This window comes from Streptomyces globisporus (assembly GCF_003501885.1).
GTDB classification, from domain to species: domain Bacteria; phylum Actinomycetota; class Actinomycetes; order Streptomycetales; family Streptomycetaceae; genus Streptomyces; species Streptomyces globisporus_D.
Genome location: NZ_QWFA01000008.1, coordinates 1 through 20,415, shown reverse-complemented (window position 1 = coordinate 20,415; position 20,415 = coordinate 1). Strand labels below are relative to the sequence as shown.

The following is a 20,415-nucleotide window of genomic DNA, read 5'->3' as shown; positions in this document are numbered from 1 at the left end:
GCTCACCGAGGGGGGTGGGTGTGTCCCGCCCCCCTCACCACGCCCCGTAGAATTGACCCAACACCCGGCCGGGCGGCCGGGTGGTGACCCGAGGAGCCACCCTTGGCTGCTGAGCTGCATGTCGAGCTGGTCGCCGCGGACCGAAGTGTCTGGTCCGGCGAGGCCACCCTGGTCGTCGCGCGTACCACGTCCGGCGACATCGGCGTCATGCCCGGTCACCAGCCGCTTCTCGGTGTGCTGGAATCGGGCCCGGTGACGATCCGCACGAGCGAGGGCGGCACTGTCGTCGCCGCCGTGCACGGTGGATTCATCTCGTTCGCGGACGACAAGCTGTCGCTGCTGGCCGAGATCGCCGAGCTGGCCGACGAGATCGATGTCCAGCGCGCCGAGCGGGCGCTGGAGCTCGCGAAGTCGGATGCCGACGCTGCCGCCGAGCGGCGCGCCGAGATCCGTCTGCGCGCGGTGGCGGTGCTCTAGCACCTCCACGGACAGATGTTTTACTCAGCCGCGGCCCGAGCTGGAGCGATCCAGCCGTGTCGCGGCTGAGGCGATGCAGGTGCAATACGGTTTCGGTGTTCGTTACTCGACGATGCGAGGAGGTCGGTGGAGATGGTCCTCGCATTGTGGGTGGGCTTGTCCGTCGTCGTCATGGTCCTGCTGGGACTGTTCGTCTTCGGTCTGCGCCGGCGGCTGATCCAGCGCTCCGGAGGGACCTTCGACTGCAGCCTGCGCTGGGACGTCTCCGAGGAACCGGACTCCCTCGGCAAAGGCTGGGTCTACGGGGTCGCTCGCTACAGCGGTGACCGCGTCGACTGGTTCCGGGTCTTCTCCTACGCTCCTCGCCCCCGCCGGGGCCTGGAGCGTTCTGCGATCGAGGTGATCGCCCGCCGGATGCCGGAGGGCGAGGAGGAGCTCGCGCTGCTGTCCGACTCCGTCGTGCTCGGCTGTCTCCACCGGGGGACGCGCCTGGAGCTGGCGATGAGCGAGGACGCCCTCACCGGCTTCCTGGCCTGGCTGGAGGCGGCACCGCCCGGCCAGAGGGTGAACGTGGCGTAGCGGGCCGTACACGCGGCCGTACACAGCGAGAAACCGGGGAGACGGGGGACGGACCCGTCTCCCCGGTGCTTTTTCCGGGGTGGTGCTTCGCGCTACGGCGTGGGGATCACTTCAGACCGTTGGCGATCGCGGTCACGAGTTCGCCGTTGGTGGTGTCACCGGAGAACTCCCAGGAGAACGCGCCTCCCAGGCCCTGGTTCTTCGCCCAGGTCATCTTCGAGCCGATGGTGGCCGGGGTGTCGTAGCTCCACCAGTTGGTGCCGCAGTGGGCGTAGGCGGTGCCGGCGATGGTGCCGTTCGCCGGGCAGGAGCTCTTGAGGACCTTGTAGTCCTCGATGCCCGCCTCGTACGTGCCCGGGGCCGCGCCGGTCGCCGTGCCGCCGGGGGCGGCCTGGGTGACGCCGGTCCAGCCGCGGCCGTAGAAGCCGATGCCGAGGAGCAGCTTCTTGGCCGGGACGCCCTTCGCCTTCAGCTTGGCGATGGCGTCGGCGGAGGTGAAGCCCTGCTGGGGGATGCCGGCGTACGAGGTCAGCGGGGAGTGCGGGGCCGTCGGGCCCTTGGCCGCCCAGGCGCCGAAGAAGTCGTACGTCATCACGTTGTACCAGTCGAAGGACTGGGCCGCGCCCCCGTAGTCGGCGGCGTCGATCTTGCCGCCGCTGGAGCCGTCCGCGGTGATCGCGGCGGTGACCAGGTTGTTCGCGCCGAACTTGGCGCGCATCGCGTCGGCCATGGTCTTGATCGCGGCCGGGCCGCTGGTGTCGCAGGTCAGGCCGCAGGCGTTGGGGTACTCCCAGTCCAGGTCGATGCCGTCGAAGACATCGGCCCAGCGGGGGTCCTCGACCAGGTCGTAGCAGGACTGGGCGAAGGCGGCGGGGTTCTGGACGGCCTGGCCGAAGCCGCCGGACCAGGTCCAGCCGCCGAACGACCAGAGGATCTTGATGTGCGGGTACTGCGCCTTCAGCTTGCGCAACTGGTTGAAGTGGCCCCGCAGCGGCTGGTCCCACGCGTCGGCCTTGCCGTCGACCGACTGGGCGGCGGTGTAGGACTTCTCGTAGTCGGCGTACGCGTCGCCGATGGTGCACTTGCCGTTCTGCACGTTGCCGAACGCGTAGTTGATGTGTGTGATCTTCTCGGCGGAGCCGGAAGTCACGAGGTTCTTCACCGTGTAGGAGCCCCAGTTGGTGAAGTAGCCCAGGTTGATCTTCCCGTTGCCGCCGGGGTTCTCGCCGCCGCCTCCGCCACCGGTGGTACGGACCGTCGTGGCGGCCGAGGCCGGTCCGGTCTGGTCGGCGGTGTCGCGGGCCACCACGGAGTAGCTGTAGTCCGTGCCCGCGGTCAGGCCGGTGTTGGTGTACGTGGTGCCGGTGACGGTCGCGACCGTGGCGCCGTCGCGCTTGACGTCGTAGTCCTTGATGCCCTTGTCGTCCGTGGCGGCCGCCCAGGACAGCTTCACCGAGGAGTTGGTGATGTCGCTCGCGGTGGGTTTGCCCGGAGCGGAGGGGGCGTTGTCACCGGGGTTGGTGGAGCCGCCGTCGCACGGGTTGCCGTTGAGCTTGCAGCCGGAGGGCGCGCCGGAGCCGGAGCCGTTGAAGCCGAAGGAGACGGACGCGCCGGGGGCCAGGGTGCCGTTCCAGCCGAGGTTCTTGGCGGTCCAGTGGTTCGCGGAGTTGGTGACGGTGGCGTCCCAGGCCGAGGTGACCTTGGTGTTCGCCGGGAAGTCCCACTCGACGGTCCAGGTGGAGAGAGTGGTGGTGCCGGTGTTCTTCACCGTCCACTTCCCCTCGAAGCCGCTGCCCCAGTCTGATGCCTTGGTGTAGGTGGCGGTGGCCGAGGCGGCTGCCTCCGCCGGGGTCGCGAGGCCCACCATGGCAGCCAGCGGCACGAGAAGCGCGGTGGCTCCCGCGACGAGCCTGGACCGCTTGCCGGGGGAGGCGCTCCGCGGAGATCCGGTACGGCGCCATCGTATTTCTGTACTCAAGGCTGCTCCATGAATGGCTCCAGGGGGCAGGGGAATCCCTGGCCCGTCAACCCTGCGGGGCCATGAGCGCATGGCACTCTCCAGCGGTCGCGCAGTGTTGCCGTGACCCTAAGAAGGCCTAGACCAATCGTCAAGAGGTCTGGACCAAGGAGGGGTTGAGGGTGCCAGTGTGAGCGACCGCCGAGGGGGAGGCGGTTCAGGGCCCTGTGTTCGCCGGTGAGGTGCCGAATGAGCGCGGAGGCGAGCCCTTGTGCCCACAACTCAGTCGCCGTGCTCGCCGCCGGGATCGAGATCTGCGCTGGTAATGGCCTGGTGGAGCAGCTGCTGGTTGTCGTCGCGGACTCGCAGGCTGTTCAGCGCGAGGTCCAGTGAACGAACCATGCTGCGCTGGGTGAGCTCGGTGGGCAGGCCGGGTACGGGTCGCAACAGCTGGGCGATGAGAAGGGCCAGGTCGCCGGTGCCGACGTCCGGGCGCATGTCGCCGTCGGCCTGGGCGCGCTGGACGAGTCTGTCGAGAATTTTCAGCAGGATCTGGCGTAGCCGGTGCGTCTCGGGGTCCTTCTGGAGCTCGGCCCAGGAGCTGGCGAACCAGACCGACAGCCAGGTCGCCAACCGCAGTTCAGTGCCGGCCTGATGGACGAATCGTGTCAGTGCCCGCCAGGCGTCGGGCTCTTCGTCCTCGGCCGTGCGAGCGATGGCGACCACGCGGTGAAAGCCGTCCAACGCCACCGCGCTGATCAATGCCTGCCGGTCGGGGAATCGACGGTAGAAGGTAGCGGTGCCGACACCCGCGCGGCGGGCCACCTCTTCGGTCGGTACGTCGGGGCCTCGCTCGGCAAACAGCTCCCGGGCCGCCTCGATGATCTGCTGGCGGTTGAGTCGGGCGTCCGCTCGCAGACCGCGCCCGGAGGTCGAGGATGTCACGCCAGCACTATATCTGATTTAACTTCCTCCCTATACTGTCAATAAGTGGCGGGTCTTCTATCGGATAGGGGAAGTGGATGACCCTTGAAGCGATGTTGCACCGGATCGGGCACCAAGGCCGTGCGACGCCCGACCGAACGACCCTCGTTGCCCTGCATCGACGCTGGCGCCGCACAGTGCCGTACGAGAACCTCGACATCCAGCTCGGCCGCCCCGTCAGCCTCGACCCGGACGCGCTGACCGACAAACTCGTACGGCGGCGGCGCGGCGGCTACTGCTACGAACAGAACGCGGGCCTCGCCATGCTGCTGCGCCTGGTCGGGTTCGAAGTGTCGATGGTCGAGGCCGGCGTCATGCGCCAGGCCAATGAGGACGCCATGTGGGGAAACCACAACGCGCTGATCATCGACCTCGACGGCCGGCAGTGGCTTGCCGACGCCGGCATCGGAGACGGGTTCGTAGAGCCGATCCCGCTACGCGAAGGCCCCCACACGCAGGGAGGGTTCACCTACCTGCTGGAACGACTGGCCTCGGACACCTGGCGCTTCCACCACCACCCGGGCGCGACGATCGCGTCCTACGACTTCCGGCTTCAGCCGCGTGAGTCCGCCGACTTCGCCGCCCGGTCGCACGAGCTCTCCACGTCGCCCAAGTCCCCTTACGTCACCACTTTGATCATCGCGCGGCCCGCTACCGGGCACACCCTGCTGCTGCTGTCACGAACGGTGCGGCAATACCGCGCCGACGGCAGGAGCTCCCAGGTCATCAGGGACATGGACGAGTTCGCCACAACCCTCCGGAAGCAGTTCTGCATACCGCTCCAGGATCTTGGGCCGGACGGAGTCGGCAGACTCTGGGAGAAGGCCGGCGCCCAGAACGACCTCTGGCGCGCGCGCTCAGTCGAGTGACCGGCCGTTACCGATGGCGGCCATCCTGCCCGGGCGCAAATAGGCGCGATCGGGAGTGTGTTGGGATCAGAAAGGAGCGAACAGGCCGTTACGGGCCCTCGAAAGCCGTCATCCGCCTCACCTACCGCAAGAGATGTCTACTGGCTCAGCCAGACTGAAGCAGTCCGCCGCCCGAATCGCAATGAAGCACTCGCGTCGGAACCAAACGCTCCTTAACTGATCGTTTCAGAATGAGGTGCGCAGGCGGCGGAGGCATATGAGGCCGAAGGTCGATCAGCACGCACTCCGGACACCCTGCCGACCAAGATCACCGAGCACCAGAGCCGCGACTCACCTCACTGAAGCGATCAGTAAGGAGGCCCGGCTCGTGGCGCCCACCGCTGTTCGCGCCGCCGCCACGAATGCTGCGATCGCCGGGTGGGTGCCGCCGCCCGCGCGGAAGGCGACCTTCGAGCGGCGGAAGAGGGGCAGCCGGGTCAGGACCACGTCCTCGGGGGCGTGTGCGGTGGCCATCTCCGGTACGAATCCGGCGCCTTGCCCGATGGCGGCCAGTGCCAGGACCGTACGGAAGTCGTTGACCTGATGGCGGATGCGCGGCTGGAAACCGGCCGCCTGACAGGCGCGTACAGCCATCGCGTGGCCAGTCGTGCCGTCCCGGGCCGTGATCCATGGGGCCGTGGCCCACGGTCCGAGCAGCTCCGCGAGCGTGTCACCGCGGGCGGCGGGACATCTTGCGGGATCAGTGTCGGTGGCGGCGTCCGTAGCCAGGTACATCGGCTCCTCCAACAGGGGCACTTGGTCGACCGTGGTGTCCGGGGACGCGGGCACGAAGTCGTAGTCGTGGACGAGGGCCACGTCGAATTCGCCGGCGCGTAGGCCGTCGGAAACCCGCGCCGAGTCGATCTCCTGCACCATCGGTTCCAGCGCGGGATGCCGCTGGGCCAGTTCGGCCAGCGTGGCGGGCACGATCGCGAGGCCGCCAGAGGGAAACGTCCCGATCCGCAGCGGCCCGCCGATGCCCTCGCGTGCCCCGGCCAGCTCGGAGACCGCCAGTTCGAGGCGTTCGAGGACCGCGTCGGCGTGGGTGACGAGCGTGCGGCCCGCGGGGGTGAGCACCACCCGTCTGCCACTTCGTTCCAGCAGGGGTACGCCCGCCTCGCGCTCAAGCACACTCAGCTGCTGGGAGACGGCTGAGGCGGTGAAGGTCAACGCCTCAGCGACGGCCGCGATGGTGCCGCGTCGTTCCAGTTCGCGCAGCAGGTAGAGACGTCGGACATCGAGCATAAGGTCAGCTTACGCATAAGCGAAGAAACATGAACTGGATCTGTTGGGTTTGTGTCGGTCAGGCTGGGCGCATGAAGCCCGAAGCGAACCTCACCGGCCTGTTCGTCCCCTTGGTGACCCCGTTCACCGACGACCTGCGCCTCGCCCCGGACGCGCTCGCCCGCCTCGCCGACGAGGCGCTGTCGGCCGGCGGCGCTCGCGGACTCGTCGCCCTGGGCACCACCGCGGAGGCGGCCACGCTGACCACCGAGGAAAAGCAGGCCGTGGTCCGTATCTGCTCGGCCGCCTGCCGGGCACACGGAGCTCCGCTGATCGTCGGCGTCGGCACCAACGACACCGCCGCGGCCATCACGACACTGCGGGAGCTCGCTCAAAGCGGTGACGTCACCGCGGCGCTGGTTCCCACGCCGCCCTACACCCGGCCCGGCGAGGCGGGAACGCTGGCGCACTTCACGGCACTCGCCGAACACGGGGGTCTGCCGCTGGTCGTCTACGACATCCCGTACCGCACCGGTCAGCCCCTCAGCATCAGCACGCTGAAGGCGCTCAGGCGCCTACCGCAGGTCGTCGGGGTCAAGTACGCAACCGGTGCGATCGACGCAGCCACGATGGAACTGCTCAGCTCGTCGACCCCGGGCTTCACGGTGCTCGGCGGCGATGACGCCGTCATCTCGCCACTGCTCGCGGCGGGCGCCCGCGGCGCCATCCTGGCGTCCGCCAATGTCCGCACCGCTGACTATGCCGAGCTCATCTCGCTGTGGCAGCGCGACGCCACCGGACCGGCCCGCAGGCTGGGAACCGAGCTGGCCCGGCTGTCCGCCGCGCTCTTCGCCGAGCCGAACCCGACCGTGATCAAGGGGGTGTTGGGCGCCCAGGGCCGTATCCCCAGCCCGGCCGTCCGGCTGCCGCTGTTGGCCGCCTCCGCCGATTCGGTCCGGCGAGCGGCGGACCTGGCCACCGCCAGGACCCGCCAGACCCATGAGGAGACCGCGGCCTGAACACGGGCCCGTGCCCCCGGAGGAACCCGGAGGGCTTCGATGCAAGCCGATGGGGCCCGCCCGCTCCGGCGCCATCACACTCCCCCCGTGGGCGATTCCCCAGGCGGCGGAGGCGGCGGGGCGATCCACAACGTGGACATGCCAGCGACTGTGATGATGAGATTGCGACGATGCCCGAATGACTGATGAGATCCGGAAGACATACCTGAAGGCGGCCGAGAGAGCGGTGCAGCTGCTTGCCACAGAGCAGGTAGCCCGATGCTGGGAGACCGAGTCCGTGCTCCCCGGGATGTCAGTGGGTGGGCTGGCCGGCCACCTTGCGCGTAGCGTACTCCAGGTCGAGTGGTTCCTCGACGGTCAGGTAGTCGGCGCGGAGCCGGTGTCACCGGTTCGGTACTACGCGCGGCTCGCAGATACGTCGTTGCCGGACTCTGCGCTGAACGTCGGGGTGCGTGCCCGCAGTGAGGAAACTGCCGCAGCTGGTCCCGCTGTCGTGGCTGAGCAGGCCCGGGCGGCGTGGGTGCGGCTGTCGCAGCGGCTGGGCATGGAGTCGGCCGATCGGCGGGTGGCTGTCCTTCACCGGCCGGGAGAGGAGATGTTGCTCGACGGATACCTGCAGACCCGCTGTGTCGAGCTGGCGGTTCACCTCGATGACCTCGCGCTCAGCGTCGATGCATCATGCCGAGTGCCCGATGCTGCGCTCGCTATCGCGGTGGATGTGCTCGTTGCCGCCGCCCGGGACCGGCACGGCGACCAAGCCGTGTTGCATGCGCTCGCCAGGCGTGAGCGTGACGTTGATCAGGCCCTGCGTGTCTTGTAGGTCTACCGCACTACAGGCGGACCATCCCCCAAGGCAAGGAAATCGGCGTTCTGCCACCGGTGCCAAGCCCTGGGCCCCTTACTGATCGCTTCAGTGAGGTGAGTCGCGGCTCTTGTGCTCGGTGATCTTGGTCGGCAGGGTGTCCGGAATGCGTGCTGATCTTGTTCCGGATGACCTGTGGGAGCGGGTGGCCCCGCTGCTGCCACCCGCTCCCGAACGGCGGGCGACTTCGACGCGCTCCTTGCCCTGCTCGATCCCGACGTGGTCGTGCGCGCGGACGGCGACGCTCTCACCGGTGGCCTGGGGGCGATCATGGGCGCTTCCGCGGTGGCGGGTCGGCTTCACACTTTCCAGCGTACGGCCACGACCGCAACCATCCACCCGGCACTCGTCAACGGCGTAGCCGGTCTGGTCAACACCCTCGAGGGGCAGCCACTGTCCGTCATGAGCTTCACCGTCGCCGGCGGCAGGATCGGGAGATCGCCGCCAGAACCTCACGGTCACCTGCCCGAGGTCGGCCACCGCTCTGCGGACGTATCACCGCCGCCGGCGGCATCAGCCGCCTGAACAACACCCACAATTCGTCCGGAACCAACCGCTCCACGAGATCCGTCATGAACGGCTCAGCGAACGATCACGCCATAAAAGGCGACGCCTAACCCCTGTCTCGTCAGCGGTCTTCGGCGGGAGGTCCTCAGTCCTCACACGCCGCCGAGGCCCACGATCCTGCCGGCCCGTCCATCACCGGGGGAGATCGCTCGAGGCGACGAAGCGCTACCGGGGCTTCTCGTCCAGGTCCGGACGAGAAGCCCCGGGCGGGGACCTACTGGCGGATCGTCACCGGCTCGATCTCCGCGTTGTTGTGCCGGCGGGCCCAGTTCTCCAGGGCGACCCGGCAGGCGTGGTCGAGGTGGCGCAGCCCGGTGAGGTCCAGCTCTATGGGCTGGTCCTGCGGCAGCTTCTCCAACTGCTCCAGGATGCGGGGCAGTCGGAGGAAGGTCGCGTTCCCCGTGAGGGTCACCACGACCCGGCCGCCGGTGAGCTCATGGGTGGTGAGCTGGACGTGCGATGTCTCCCAGGCCGACTTGACCACCGCCAGCAGCAGGCCGAGCACGACCCCCTCGAAGAGGTTGGTCACCACGATGGCGATCGCGGTGATCGCCAATAGAACTGCCTCCCCGCGGTGTTCGCGCCAGAGCGGGCCGAACTCCTTGGCGGGCACCAGCTTGCACCCGGCGTGCACCAGGACTCCGGCGAGCGCGGCCAGCGGGATGATCCCGACGGCGGCGGGCAGGAGCGCGGCGAAGAGCAGAAGCCACAGACCGTGGGCGACCCGGGAGAGCGCGGTGGTCGCCCCGGCCTGGACGTTGGCGGCGCTGCGGACGATGACCGCGGTCATCGGCAGGGCGCCGAGCGCCCCGCAGATGGTGTTGCCGACGCCCTGGGCCACCAGCTCCTTGTCGTAGTCGGTACGGGGGCCGTCGTGCATCCGGTCGATGGCGGCCGCGCTGAACAGGCTCTCGGCCGAGGCGATGAGGGCGAAGGCCAGGACGGTGCCGATGACCGCCACATCGGCGAGCCGGGAGAACTCCGCCCCGCCGGGCAGATCGATGGCCTGCAGCAGCCCGTTGACATCGGCCACCGCGGGCCGCAGCCCGGCCAGTGAGGCGACGGCTGTGGCCAGGGCGACCGCGGCGAGGGGAGCCGGGACGATCCGGGCCCGGGCCGGGAGCTTCGGCCACAGCAGCAGCACCGCGACCGTTCCGGCGCCGAGCCCGAAGGCGTTCAGGGCCTCCTGATTCGTGACGATGTCGACGGCCAGACCGGGGAGCCCGGCCAGTTTGGCGAGTCCGCTGCCCGGCTGTTCGAGGTCGGCCATGGCGTACACCTGGCCCAGCACGATGATCAGGCCGATGCCGGCGAGCATGCCCTGCACCACGGAGACGGAGATGGCGCGGAACCAGCGGCCGAAGCGCGCGACACCCAGTACGACCTGGAGCAGTCCGGCAGCCAGCACGATCGGGCCGAGCGTGCTCAGGCCGAATTCCTTGACGGCTTCGAAGACGAGGACGGTGAGTCCGGCGGCGGGGCCGCTGACCTGGAGTTTGCTTCCGGGGAGGAGGCCGACGACGAGTCCGCCGACGATGCCGGTGACCAGGCCCAGTTCGGCCGGGACCCCGGAGGCGACGGCGACGCCGACGCACAGCGGCAGCGCGACCAGGAAGACGACGAGCGACGCCAGCAGGTCTCGTCGTACGACGTGGGGGTTCTTGAGGTCCTTCGCGGAAATCACGATGGCTTCCCTTGTGGGTACGGTCGCGCCCGGCCGGAGCCGAGCGCGGGGACGTGGGGGGAGGGAGAGCCGTCAAAGGCGGGCGAACTCGGTGCCGCGCTCGGGTCGGTGCACGCTGACGGAGCCGGTGTGCACCTCGTAGTACCAGGCGTGCAGGCCGAGGGAGCCCTCGGCGAGCCGCTCGCGCACCGCGGGGTAGCCCCGCAGAGTGTCGAGCTGGGCGAGAGCGTGGGCCTGGACCGCACCGGGGAGGTCCCCGCCGTCGGCGGGGGGTGTGCGGCCGTCCGTGGAGTGCTCCAGCCAGTGGCGGACGGCCGGCATGGCGGAGAGGTCGTCGCCGCGGAGGATCGCGCCCACCGCGCCGCAGTGGGAGTGCCCGCAGACGATGATGTCGCGCACCTGGAGCACGCACAGCGCGTACTCGATGGTGGCGGCCTCACCGGTGGGCCGGTCCCGGCCCGGATAGGGCGGGACGATGTTGCCCGCGGTGCGGAGTTCGAAGAGCTGACCCGGGCGGGCGCCGGTGATCAGCGAGGGGACGACACGCGAGTCCGAGCACGTGACGAAGAGTGCTTCGGGAGTCTGGCCGTCCGCGAGACGTTCGAAATCCTTTGCGTTCGCGGCGACGTGCTCGGTGAATGTCCGGGCGTGTTCTACGAGGGACTGCATGGTGGCCTGCCTCCTGCATCCGGCGGTGCCGGGGAGCGGTGTGGTCGGGTCATATTGACGAATGCGCTAGTTGTGTCCGTATGCGTGTTCGGAATAGATGAAGGGTTCTTCACCTTGCGGTTTGCCGGACGGCAGCCGTTATGAGGCTCGCTCCGGCCGCTCCGTACGGATACGACTACAGCTGAGCATATAGACCAGAACTTTGCTATCGCATTACCTTCTCGTGAAGGAACGTAAATGCGCCACCCAAGTCATTCATTCGGCTTGTTCTTTGTGATTGCCAATGGGTGGAGAGTGTGAAGAGTTCCGCGAGGTATGACTGCGCCGTCAGATGCGTCGGCCGTGCACGAAGACATGCGGCTCGGGTGCGCCCGCCGGGTGGTCAGGGGTGAACAGCGCGCTGTGCGTCCACTCGACGGCGACGCCCGCCCGTGCGATCAGGGCGGTGAACTCCTCGGCGCCGAAGCTGGAGACCCGGACCGGCTGCCCCATGAACACCGCGTCGACCCCGGCGACGTCCACCGGCACCGTCGCGGCGACCAGCAGCCCGCCGGGCCGCAGTGACCGCACGAGCCGCTCCAGCAGTTCGATCTGCTCGCCGCGCTCCAGCTGCAGGAGCGAGAAGTACACACAGACCGCGTCGAACTCGCCCTCAGCCAGTGGGAGATCGCGGATGTCGGCGCACCGGAACTCGGCCCCCGGAACCCGCCGGGCCGCCAGCGCGGTCATCACCGGAGACACGTCGACGCCCAGCACCCGGTGTCCCGCCTCCGCCAGGGTCTGTGCCGTGGGCCGGCCCGTCCCGCTGCCCACGTCCAGCACCCGGCTGCCCGGGGCGAGATCCGCCAGCAGCCGATCCAGCGACTCCCGGTGAGCGGCCGAAGCGGCGAAGGCCCGTTCGTACTCCGCGCCCAGCGCGTCGAACACGGCCGCGGCCGGACTCCCGTGACCCTCGCCCGCACGTCCCTGGCTGTCACCCATCGAGGCGGTCCTTCCGTGGTCCGGCGGCCGGCCGGGAGCCATGTGCCCGGCCGGTGTGAGCGTCCCCCGGCGAGCGCCTGAGTATGCCGGTCCTCCCCTCCTGAGTACGTTCCCCGATGTTCGGCTTCCCGGGCCGCTGTTCGATGGCCGTATGACCTCCGAAGCGCCGCGCCGCCCCCGTATCGAGCACGTCACCACCGCCGGCTCAGCCCTGGCCGTCACGCTGCTCCCGCTGGTGGTCGGCGTACTGCTGGCCAAGACCATGGCGGCGGACCCGATGACGTCGGTGAACGCGCTCGTCACCAACGGGCACCGCCCGCGGGTCTCGCCCAAGGAGTGGCGCCGGTGCGGCGGCCACGCCCTGCGGCGGCTGCGGACCGCCGAGCGGCCTTCCTTCGCCCGTATCGGCACGCGCTGACGCCGCCCGGCCGGTGAGGTCCGGCCGGACGGCGTCAGCGCGCGCCGATACGGGTGTGGGCCCTGCGTCAGCCGACCGGCTGGACCGGTCGCCCCCCGTCCGAGGACGGCCGCTCGAACTGGGTGCGGTACAGCTCCTCGTACCGTCCGCCGGCCGCCAGCAGCTCCGTGTGCGTGCCGCTCTCGACGACCCGGCCCGCCTCCAGCACCAGGATCCGGTCGGCCGCCCGTACGGTCGAGAGCCGGTGGGCGATCACCAGGGCGGTCCGGCCCGACAGCGCCTCGGCCAGCGCCTCCTGGACGGCCGCCTCCGAGGTGGAGTCGAGATGCGCGGTCGCCTCGTCGAGGATCACCACCCGCTGACGGGCCAGCAGCAGCCGGGCGATGGTGAGGCGCTGGCGCTCCCCGCCGGAGAGCCGGTAGCCGCGCTCGCCGACCACGGTGTCGAGCCCGTCGGGCAGCGAGGCGATCAGACCGTCGAGCCGGGAGCGGCGCAGCGCGTCCCAGATGTCGTCCTCGGAGGCGTCGGGCCGGGCGATCAGCAGATTGGCGCGGACCGACTCGTGGAAGAGGTGCCCGTCCTGGGTGACCATGCCGAGCGTGTCCCGGATCGAGTCGGCGCTCAGATCGCGTACGTCGACACCGTTCAGCCGGACGGAACCGGCGTCCGCGTCGTACAGCCGGGGCAGCAGTTGCGCGATCGTCGACTTGCCCGCACCCGAGGAGCCCACCAGGGCGATCGTCTGGCCCGGCTCGGCCCGGAAGGACACCTGGTGCAGGACCGGCGTGCCGCCCCGGTCGTCGAGCGTGGCGACCTCCTCCAGCGAGGCCAGGGAGACCTTCTCGGCGGTGGGGTAGCCGAAGGACACCTCGTCGAACTCCACGGAGACCGGGCCTTCGGGCACCCGGCGGGCGTCCGGCTTCTGCTCGATCAGCGGCTTCAGGTCCAGGATCTCGAAGACCCGCTCGAAGCTGACGAGCGCGCTCATCACCTCGACCCGGGCCCCGGCGAGGGCGGTGAGCGGCGCGTACAGCCGGGTCAGCAGCAGCGCGAGCGCCACCACGGCGCCCGGATCCAGGCTGCCGCGCAGGGCGTAGAAGCCGCCGAGCCCGTAGACCAGGGCCAGCGCCAGGGCGGAGACCAGGGTGAGGGCGGTGATGAATGCCGACTGGGCCATCGCCGTACGGACGCCGATGTCACGCACCCGGTCGGCGCGGGCGGCGAACTCGGCCGACTCGTCCGAGGGCCGGCCGAAGAGCTTGACGAGCGTCGCGCCGGGGGCGGAGAACCGCTCGGTCATCTGGGTGCCCATCGCGGCGTTGTGGTCGGCCGCCTCCCGCTGGAGTCCGGCCATCCTGGCTCCCATCCGGCGGGCCGGTACGACGAACACGGGGAGCAGCACCAGCGAGAGCAGGGTGATCTGCCAGGAGATCGTGAGCATCACCGCGAGCGTCAGCAGCAGGGTGACCAGGTTGGAGACCACGCCGGAGAGCGTGTTGCTGAACGCCCGCTGCGCGCCGATCACGTCGTTGTTGAGCCGGCTGACCAGGGCGCCGGTCCGGGTCCGGGTGAAGAAGGCCACCGGCATCTTCTGCACATGGTCGAAGACGGCGGTGCGCAGGTCCAGGATCAGGCCCTCGCCCAGCGTCGCCGACAGCCAGCGGGTGAGCAGGCCGAGACCGGCCTCCACGACGGCGATGAGCGCGATGAGCAGGGCGAGCCGGGTGACCGTGCCGGTGCCCTCGCCGTTCACGATCGCGTCGACGACCTTCCCGGCCAGCAGCGGAGTGGCCACCGCGAGGAGCGCGGTCAGGACGCTCAGCAGCAGGAAGCGGTGGATCCGCCGTCGGTGGGGCCGGGCGAAGAGCATGATGCGGCGCAGGGACGCCCGGGAGAAGGGCCGGCGGTCCTGCTGGGCGTTCATCGCGCTGTGCAGCGAATGCCACGCCGTGACTTCCATGTCCATGGGGCGCTCCGAAATCGATGGCCCCCGGATCGCCCGACGGCCTGCGGATTCCCGTCGGCCGTGCGGCCCCGGGTTCACTGAGAACGCTAAAACCTGAAGCTTGCTTGAGGTCAAGGCCGATGGGCGTGCCGCGAGCGGGGGTGCGAGCCTGGCGGGGACGGTCTGGACGAGCGGATGAGGGAGAAGCGGCGTGCGTATCGACCTGACGGGCAGGAACGCGGTGGTGACCGGGTCCTCGCAGGGCATCGGCCTCGCCATCGCCACCGGACTGGCCGACGCGGGCGCCGGAGTCGTCCTGACCGGGCGGACTCAGAGACGGCTGGACGAGGCGGCACGGTCCCTGCGAGCCGCGGTGCCGGACGCGTCCGTGGTCACCGTGGCCTGCGACCTGACCACCGAGGAGGGCGCCGAGCTGCTGTACGCGGCGGTGCCCGCGGCCGACGTCCTCGTCAACAACCTCGGCATCTTCGGATCCCGGCCGCCGCTGGAGATCACCGACGCGGAGTGGAAGACGTACTTCGACACGAACGTGCTCAGCGCCGTGCGCCTCATCCGCCACTACCTGCCCGGGATGACCGGGCAGGGTTGGGGCCGGGTGCTGAACATCGCCAGCGACTCCGCGATCGTGATCCCCGCCGAGATGATCCACTACGGGATGTCGAAGACCGCGCTGCTCGCCGTCTCCCGGGGCTTCGCCAAGGAGGCCGCGGGCACCGGCGTGACGGTGAACTCCGTGATCGCAGGCCCCACGCACACCGGCGGCGTGGAGGACTTCGTGTACGAGCTGGTCGACAAGGAACTGCCCTGGGACGAGGCGCAGCGGGAGTTCATGCGGCTGCACCGGCCGCAGTCCCTGCTCCAGCGGCTCATCGAGCCCGAGGAGATCGCGAACCTGGTCGTCTACCTCAGCTCCGCGCAGGCCTCGGCGACGACCGGGGCGGCCGTCCGGGTCGACGGCGGTTACGTGGACTCGATCCTGCCCTGACCGGGGCGGCGGGCGCCCGCGGCCGGTCGGAGCGGTCATGCGGGGCTGGCATGATCGAGGGATGAACGAGAGCATCATCGCCGCGTGTGACGGGGCGTCGAAGGGAAATCCGGGACCGGCGGCCTGGGCGTGGGTCGCGGCCGACGCGCAGGGCAACCCGGTGCGCTGGGAGGCCGGTCCGCTGGGCACGGCGACGAACAACGTCGCCGAGCTCACCGCCCTGGCGGAGCTGCTGGAGTCCACCGACCCGGCGGTGCGCGTCGAGGTGCGGATGGACTCGCAGTACGCCATGAACGCCGTGACCAAGTGGCTGCCGGGCTGGAAGCGCAACGGCTGGAAGACCTCCGGCGGCAAGCCCGTCGCCAACCGTGAGCTGGTCACCCGGATCGACGCTCTGCTCGCCGACCGCTCGGTGACGTTCCGCTACGTTCCCGCCCACCAGGTGAACGGCGACCCGCTCAACGCGATCGCCGACCAGGCGGCCAGCGAGGTGGCGGTCACCCAGCTTGCGGCCGGTACGGCGCACGGCGCGACGGCTCTGCCGGTGCCCGCGCCCGCGCGGACCACGAAGGGGCGTACGGAGGCGTCCGGGGCGGCGGGCGGCCGATCGGGCGGCGCGAAGGAGAGGAGCGCCGGGGGCGCGGCCCGGAGCGGGCGGTCCGGCGGCACGATCAAGGCGCGCTTCGCCGGCCGGTGCCACTGCGGCAAGCCGTACGCGGCCCAGGAGCCGATCGCGAAGAACCCGAACGGCTGGGGTCACCCGGAGTGCCGTACGGCCCCCGCCTGATCAGGCGGGGGGGGGAAGTCTCAGAGGNTACGCGGCCCAGGAGCCGATCGCGAAGAACCCGAACGGCTGGGGTCACCCGGAGTGCCGTACGGCCCCCGCCTGATCAGGCGGGGAGGGGAAGTCTCAGAGGTCGGCCCAGACGAGCCGGCCCGCCAGTGCGGCGCGGGTGCCCCAGCGGGCCGCCAGTGCGTCGACGAGCAGCAGGCCTCTGCCGTCCTCGCTGAGACGGTCGAGCGCGTCGTCGGCCTCGAGATCGCCGGCCGTCGGCGCCTCTCCGACGGGAAGGCCCGCCGAGTCGGCCGGGGAGGCCGGGGCCGGGATCCGGGCCCGGCCGCGGTTCCACACGCAGATGCGCACGCCGTCCGTGGAGCGCAGGAGCCGACAGCGGATCCGCCGGGTGCTGGTGTGCTGCACCGCGTTGGTGACCAGTTCGGTCACTATCAGAGCCGCTGCCTCGATCCGTTCGGCCGGTTCGCCCCAGGCCCGCATCGCCTCCTGGACCCGGTGCCGGGCCTCCGGCACACCCCCCGGCCAACGGGGAACCCACCAGCTGTGTGCACCTCGGGCACCTCGGACACCTCCGTCATCGGGGGTACGCTCCGCGCAACTGACTATTTCCGACATGTATGCACTCTCGACGCAAAACACATACTTTGCAAGCGACAGAGTGTGTAATGCTCCGCCACGGGGCTCGACGAAGAAGGTATGCGCATGCGAGCCCGGTCCGGCCCCACGGTGGAACACCGCGTCCTCGCGGTCCGCCTCCGCATGCTGCGCGAACGCGCGGGCGTCAGCCTGCGGGCCGCCGCCGAGGCGCTGGACGCCCACCCCGCCACCGTACGGCGTATCGAACGCGCGGAGACCGGACTGGACGCCCGGCAGGTCGGCGAACTGCTGCGCTGCTACGGCGTGCCGCCCGCCGTGGCCGGGCCCCTCATGGCCGGGCTCGCGGCCGCGAACCTGCCCGGCTGGTGGCACCGCTGGCGGGACGCGATGGAGGCGTGGCAGCAGGAGGTCATCGGCGTGGAGTCCTCGGCGAGCCTCGCGACCGGGAGACCATGGAGGGGCAGCGGGCCGCGCTGGCGGAGGCCATGCGGGAGCAGCACGTCACCGTCCAGGTGGTGCCCCTGGACCACCCGCCGCACCCCCTGACCGGCGTACCGCCCCTGCACATCCTCCGGGTGCCCGCACCCGAGATCGGGGACCAGGCGGTGCTGGAGACCCCGGGCGTCCGGGTCGACCTCATCGACGATCCCGAGGCCGTGATGGGCCACCGCATCCGGCTCGACGCCGCGTGCGCCGCCGCCCCCGGCCCCGGGACCCCGCTGCCGGAGTGACCGCGTCCGGCCCACCGCCGGGATGCGTCGGGACCCGGCCCCGTACAGCGTGGGGGAGTGGTGCAGCTGCGCAGGGCCAAGTGGATCCCGTTGGGGGTCATCGTGCTGGGCGTCGTGCTGGACCTGGTGACCCCGACGGACGTCACCTCGGCGCCCCTGCTCATGGCGGCCCCGGTCGCCGCCGCGCCGCTGCTGAGTCTGCGCGGCATCATCGCGATCGGGGTGCTCGCCATGGCCGTCCATGCGGCCCTCGCCTGGCACGACGGCACCTTCGGCTGGCAGCGCGGCGTCGCCAACCAGCTCACCCTTCTGGCCGTAACCGTGCTGGCCGTCCTCATCAACCGTTCCCTGGAGGGCCGGGACGCCCGGACCCGGCGGGTCGGGGACGTCCGCGGCAAGGGCCTGGGCGCGGTGAACGCGGTCTGCGCGGACCTGGGGGCCTTCCGGTACGCGGCGGACGAGGCGGAGGACCTGCCCGGCCTGGTCGCCGCGCTGGAGCGGGCCCTCCTGCGCGAGGGGGGCAGGCGCGGCGGCCAGGAGCAGGACGAGGGGTTCACCACCGCGCTGATCGCCGAGTTCGCCGATGACCTCGGCGTCGTACGCGTCGTCAACCGGGGGCACCCACCGCCGGTGCTCCTGGACGCCCAGGGCCGGGCCACCGTCCTCGAACCCTCCGAGGAGGCGCCCCCGCTCGGCATGAGCGGCCTGGGGACCTGGTGGTGCCCGGTCGACACGTTCCCGTTTCCGCCCGGCGCCACCCTCATCTGCTACACGGACGGGGTCACCGAGGCCCGCGACGAGTCCGGGGTCTTCTACGACGCGTCCGTCCGGCTGCCCTTCCTCGTCCACCACCGCGCGCTGATCGGCTACCCGGCCTCCCCGGCGCAGATCCTCCACCTGCTGATCGAGGACGTCGGCCATCACACCGGGGGCCGGATCCAGGACGATCAGGCCCTCCTCGCCCTGCACCGCCCGCCGCTCCCCCCGCACGCGTAGCCGGTCCTACGCGCCCCGGCGGCCGGTTCCGTCCGCCCGATACGTGTTTGAGGCGTCGATCGTCGGTCACCCGCACGGAAGACACGTACGGCAACCGACTTACGACGTCACGACATTCGGGAGTGAGCAGAGTTGAGCAGCATGGAGAACTGGCGCCTGCACGCCGCCTGCCGCGAGGAGGACCCGGACCTGTTCTTCCCCATCGGGAGCACCGGCCCCGCGGTCGTCCAGACCGAGGAGGCAAAGGCCGTCTGCGAACGGACAGGACTCCGGTATCTGGGGCGGCCTGTCCGAGAACGAGCGGCGCGCACTGAAGCGCCGCAGCCGCCGGCGCGCGGAGGCCCGGGGACGCGGCGCGGCCTGACCCCGTACGCCGCACAGTGCCGCCGCCCGGAGCGGTGTTCGTGATCCGGGGACGAGTGGGTACACGATGAGCCATGGACACCACCGCTTGGCTCGTTCTCGGCGCCGTGGCCGCGCTGATCATGCTGGCCCTGGCCGCCGTGCTGCTGGTCCGCGTCATCAGGGCCAGGAAACTGCTGGTCGACGCCGGGATCCCGCTGCGCAGCAAGGCGCTCTTCTGGGCCGCGGTCATCTACACCGTGTCACCCGTCGACCTGCTGCCCGACCCGGTCTACCTCGACGACATCGGCTTCCTGCTGGTCGCCCTGCGCTCCCTGCACGCGGCCGCGTCGGCCGCCGGAGTGCGTACGGGAACGAGTACCCGGGCCAAGACCCCCGCGGCCCCCGTGCGGCGCCGCCCCGACGCCGTGGGCTGAGGAAGGGCGGGGCGGACCGCCGCTCCTCACCGGCTCAGCCGAAGGCGGGCGCGCCCGGCGGGGGTGTCCCCGCGCCGGGCTCCTGCGGGGCCCCGGTGTCCGGAGCGGGCGGCTGCGGGGCCGACTGCGAGTCGGGCGAGCCCGGCGGGTCCTCCGGGGCGGGCTCGGTCCCCGGGTCGTCGGGCGGCGGCTCCGAGGTCGCCGGGTCGTCCGGCGGGGGCTCGGAGGTCGCCGGATCCTCGCCGGGCTGCGACGTCCGGTCGTCCGGCGCGGGCTCCGACGGGGTGTCCCCGGACGAGGTGGGGCAGGGGTCCGATCCGGGCGGGCAGGGGGACTCGGAGGCGTTCTTCGGCGGATCCGTCTTCTTGTCGCCGTCGGCCGTGTCACCGGCCGGCCGCTTGAACCAGTCGCCGTTCTCCGGGTCGACCATCACGAACTCCTTCACCGGCTTCTCGGACGGCTCCACGACGACCACGTCGGACGCCCGGTAGCCCGGCCACGCCTTGCCCGTCTGCCGCGGGTCCTCCTGGGCGACGGGTGGCAGCAGCGGGTTACCGCACGCGCACCGCACCCTGGGCACGCCCCGGTCGTCGACGAGGACCGCCGTACCCGCCTGGAGCACGGCCTGATAGGCGTTGGCCTCGCCGTCCCGGTAGCCGTGGTACGGCTCGATGTCCTGGACCGAGGCGAACGCCCGGTTCTTGTCCGGAGCCGCCTGCAACACCTTGACCTGCTGCTCCACATCGCAGCTCGCGATCTTCTGCGTGCCCCCGTACAGACCCGGGGCCGCGCCGTCCACGCCCCGCGTCACCTGCGCGCCGGTCTTCGACGGGCTCGGCGCGACGGACGGGGTGGCGGTCCCGGGCTCCGGGGCGTCGTCGTTCGCCGTGGACTCTGTGAACGGATCCGGCCCGGACTCGCCCGCCGCCTGGAGGAAGACCTCGCCGCCCTCCTTCGACCCGCCGCCGCCCTCGGGCCGGGTCAGCACGACCACCAGCACCACCGCGGCCACCAGAGCCGTCGCGATCGCCGCGATCCGGGGCACCGAACGCCACCAGGGGCGGTCGGGGCGGGGGCCGGGCGCGGCACCCGAGCCGCCGCCCGGACCACCGGGCCCACCACCGGAAGCCCCGGAGCCGCCCCCGTCACCCGAACCGCCCGAGCCACCGGGGCCGTTCGGCCCACCGTGGTCGCCACCGCTGGGCGGGCCGGGCGGCGGGCCCGAAACGGTCGGAG

The 20,415-nt window shown here is 70.9% G+C and carries 20 protein-coding genes and 3 pseudogenes; 12 read left to right on the top strand and 11 right to left on the bottom strand.

Annotated elements, in window-relative coordinates; all coding sequences use genetic code 11:
* Positions 1-102: 102 nt before the first annotated feature.
* Positions 103-477 (top strand): F0F1 ATP synthase subunit epsilon, encoded by a 375-nt coding sequence (locus D3105_RS02895; protein WP_030715243.1) that lies wholly within the window; start codon positions 103-105, stop codon positions 475-477.
* A 132-nt stretch (positions 478-609) separates the two neighbouring features.
* Positions 610-1,056, top strand: a complete 447-nt coding sequence (locus tag D3105_RS02890) for a DUF2550 domain-containing protein (protein ID WP_006127595.1) — start codon at positions 610-612, stop codon at positions 1,054-1,056.
* A 106-nt stretch (positions 1,057-1,162) separates the two neighbouring features.
* Here the strand turns inward: D3105_RS02890 and D3105_RS02885 are convergent, their stop codons facing one another.
* Together D3105_RS02885 and D3105_RS02880 are read right to left on the bottom strand one after the other, a co-directional pair.
* Complete coding sequence (locus tag D3105_RS02885) at positions 1,163-3,034, bottom strand: glycoside hydrolase family 18 chitinase (protein WP_118899687.1); 1,872 nt, start codon at positions 3,032-3,034, stop codon at positions 1,163-1,165.
* 261 nt (positions 3,035-3,295) lie between these two features.
* Positions 3,296-3,958, bottom strand: a complete 663-nt coding sequence (locus D3105_RS02880; protein ID WP_118899685.1) for a TetR/AcrR family transcriptional regulator — start codon at positions 3,956-3,958, stop codon at positions 3,296-3,298.
* Between the two features lie 77 nt (positions 3,959-4,035).
* Here D3105_RS02880 and D3105_RS02875 point away from each other — a divergent pair, with 77 nt between their 5' ends.
* On the top strand, positions 4,036-4,866 hold the full coding sequence (locus D3105_RS02875; RefSeq protein WP_118899683.1) for an arylamine N-acetyltransferase family protein: 831 nt from the start codon (positions 4,036-4,038) through the stop codon (positions 4,864-4,866).
* A 330-nt stretch (positions 4,867-5,196) separates the two neighbouring features.
* On the opposite strand, the gene D3105_RS02870 is transcribed toward D3105_RS02875, so the two are convergent.
* Positions 5,197-6,150 (bottom strand): LysR substrate-binding domain-containing protein, encoded by a 954-nt coding sequence (locus tag D3105_RS02870; protein WP_118899680.1) that lies wholly within the window; start codon positions 6,148-6,150, stop codon positions 5,197-5,199.
* Positions 6,151-6,221: 71 nt separating this feature from the next.
* On the opposite strand from D3105_RS02870, the gene dapA reads away from it, so the two are divergent.
* On the top strand, positions 6,222-7,148 hold the full coding sequence (dapA, locus tag D3105_RS02865; RefSeq protein ID WP_118899677.1) for a 4-hydroxy-tetrahydrodipicolinate synthase: 927 nt from the start codon (positions 6,222-6,224) through the stop codon (positions 7,146-7,148).
* Between the two features lie 178 nt (positions 7,149-7,326).
* Positions 7,327-7,968: a maleylpyruvate isomerase N-terminal domain-containing protein gene (locus D3105_RS02860; RefSeq protein WP_118899675.1), complete on the top strand. Its 642-nt coding sequence runs from the start codon at positions 7,327-7,329 to the stop codon at positions 7,966-7,968.
* 90 nt (positions 7,969-8,058) lie between these two features.
* On the opposite strand, the gene D3105_RS34440 is transcribed toward D3105_RS02860, so the two are convergent.
* From D3105_RS34440 to D3105_RS02835, 5 genes and pseudogenes are all read right to left on the bottom strand, one after another.
* On the bottom strand, positions 8,059-8,313 hold the full coding sequence (locus D3105_RS34440) for a hypothetical protein (RefSeq protein WP_165890956.1): 255 nt from the start codon (positions 8,311-8,313) through the stop codon (positions 8,059-8,061).
* A gap of 133 nt (positions 8,314-8,446) precedes the next feature.
* Positions 8,447-8,584 (bottom strand): annotated as a pseudogene (locus tag D3105_RS35155) (IS5/IS1182 family transposase); the annotation flags it as partial.
* A gap of 207 nt (positions 8,585-8,791) precedes the next feature.
* Positions 8,792-10,261: a SulP family inorganic anion transporter gene (locus D3105_RS02845; RefSeq protein WP_118899673.1), complete on the bottom strand. Its 1,470-nt coding sequence runs from the start codon at positions 10,259-10,261 to the stop codon at positions 8,792-8,794.
* A 72-nt stretch (positions 10,262-10,333) separates the two neighbouring features.
* A complete protein-coding gene (locus tag D3105_RS02840; protein ID WP_118899671.1) occupies positions 10,334-10,930 on the bottom strand; it encodes a carbonic anhydrase in 597 nt (198 codons plus the stop codon).
* A 327-nt stretch (positions 10,931-11,257) separates the two neighbouring features.
* Positions 11,258-11,911 carry a class I SAM-dependent methyltransferase gene (locus D3105_RS02835; RefSeq protein ID WP_118899669.1) on the bottom strand — a complete coding sequence of 218 codons (654 nt, stop codon included), beginning with the start codon at positions 11,909-11,911 and terminating at the stop codon, positions 11,258-11,260.
* Between the two features lie 151 nt (positions 11,912-12,062).
* On the opposite strand from D3105_RS02835, the gene D3105_RS02830 reads away from it, so the two are divergent.
* On the top strand, positions 12,063-12,329 hold the full coding sequence (locus D3105_RS02830) for a hypothetical protein (protein ID WP_030587200.1): 267 nt from the start codon (positions 12,063-12,065) through the stop codon (positions 12,327-12,329).
* A 67-nt stretch (positions 12,330-12,396) separates the two neighbouring features.
* Here D3105_RS02830 and D3105_RS02825 read toward each other — a convergent pair whose 3' ends face one another.
* Positions 12,397-14,295 carry an ABC transporter ATP-binding protein gene (locus D3105_RS02825; RefSeq protein ID WP_118899666.1) on the bottom strand — a complete coding sequence of 633 codons (1,899 nt, stop codon included), beginning with the start codon at positions 14,293-14,295 and terminating at the stop codon, positions 12,397-12,399.
* A 190-nt stretch (positions 14,296-14,485) separates the two neighbouring features.
* Between D3105_RS02825 and D3105_RS02820 the strand changes: the two genes are divergently transcribed.
* Positions 14,486-15,280, top strand: coding sequence for an SDR family NAD(P)-dependent oxidoreductase (locus D3105_RS02820; protein ID WP_118899664.1), 795 nt, complete (start codon positions 14,486-14,488; stop codon positions 15,278-15,280).
* Between the two features lie 61 nt (positions 15,281-15,341).
* Positions 15,342-16,067 (top strand): ribonuclease H family protein, encoded by a 726-nt coding sequence (locus D3105_RS02815; RefSeq protein ID WP_118899662.1) that lies wholly within the window; start codon positions 15,342-15,344, stop codon positions 16,065-16,067.
* A 123-nt stretch (positions 16,068-16,190) separates the two neighbouring features.
* Here D3105_RS02815 and D3105_RS02810 read toward each other — a convergent pair whose 3' ends face one another.
* Positions 16,191-16,556 (bottom strand): ATP-binding protein, encoded by a 366-nt coding sequence (locus tag D3105_RS02810; protein ID WP_240646781.1) that lies wholly within the window; start codon positions 16,554-16,556, stop codon positions 16,191-16,193.
* Positions 16,557-16,778: 222 nt separating this feature from the next.
* Between D3105_RS02810 and D3105_RS02805 the strand changes: the two are divergent.
* The 4 genes and pseudogenes from D3105_RS02805 to D3105_RS02790 all read left to right on the top strand — a co-directional run bounded on the left by D3105_RS02805 (position 16,779) and on the right by D3105_RS02790 (position 19,179).
* A pseudogene (locus D3105_RS02805) lies at positions 16,779-17,404 on the top strand (Scr1 family TA system antitoxin-like transcriptional regulator).
* Between the two features lie 57 nt (positions 17,405-17,461).
* Complete coding sequence (locus tag D3105_RS02800; protein WP_118899657.1) at positions 17,462-18,400, top strand: PP2C family protein-serine/threonine phosphatase; 939 nt, start codon at positions 17,462-17,464, stop codon at positions 18,398-18,400.
* A 141-nt stretch (positions 18,401-18,541) separates the two neighbouring features.
* Positions 18,542-18,764 (top strand): annotated as a pseudogene (locus D3105_RS02795) (WhiB family transcriptional regulator).
* Positions 18,765-18,837: 73 nt separating this feature from the next.
* Positions 18,838-19,179, top strand: coding sequence for a YkvA family protein (locus D3105_RS02790; RefSeq protein WP_118899655.1), 342 nt, complete (start codon positions 18,838-18,840; stop codon positions 19,177-19,179).
* Positions 19,180-19,213: 34 nt separating this feature from the next.
* Here the strand turns inward: D3105_RS02790 and D3105_RS02785 are convergent.
* A partial coding sequence (locus tag D3105_RS02785; RefSeq protein ID WP_240646778.1) for a DUF6777 domain-containing protein occupies positions 19,214-20,415 on the bottom strand: 1,202 nt, incomplete at its 5' end.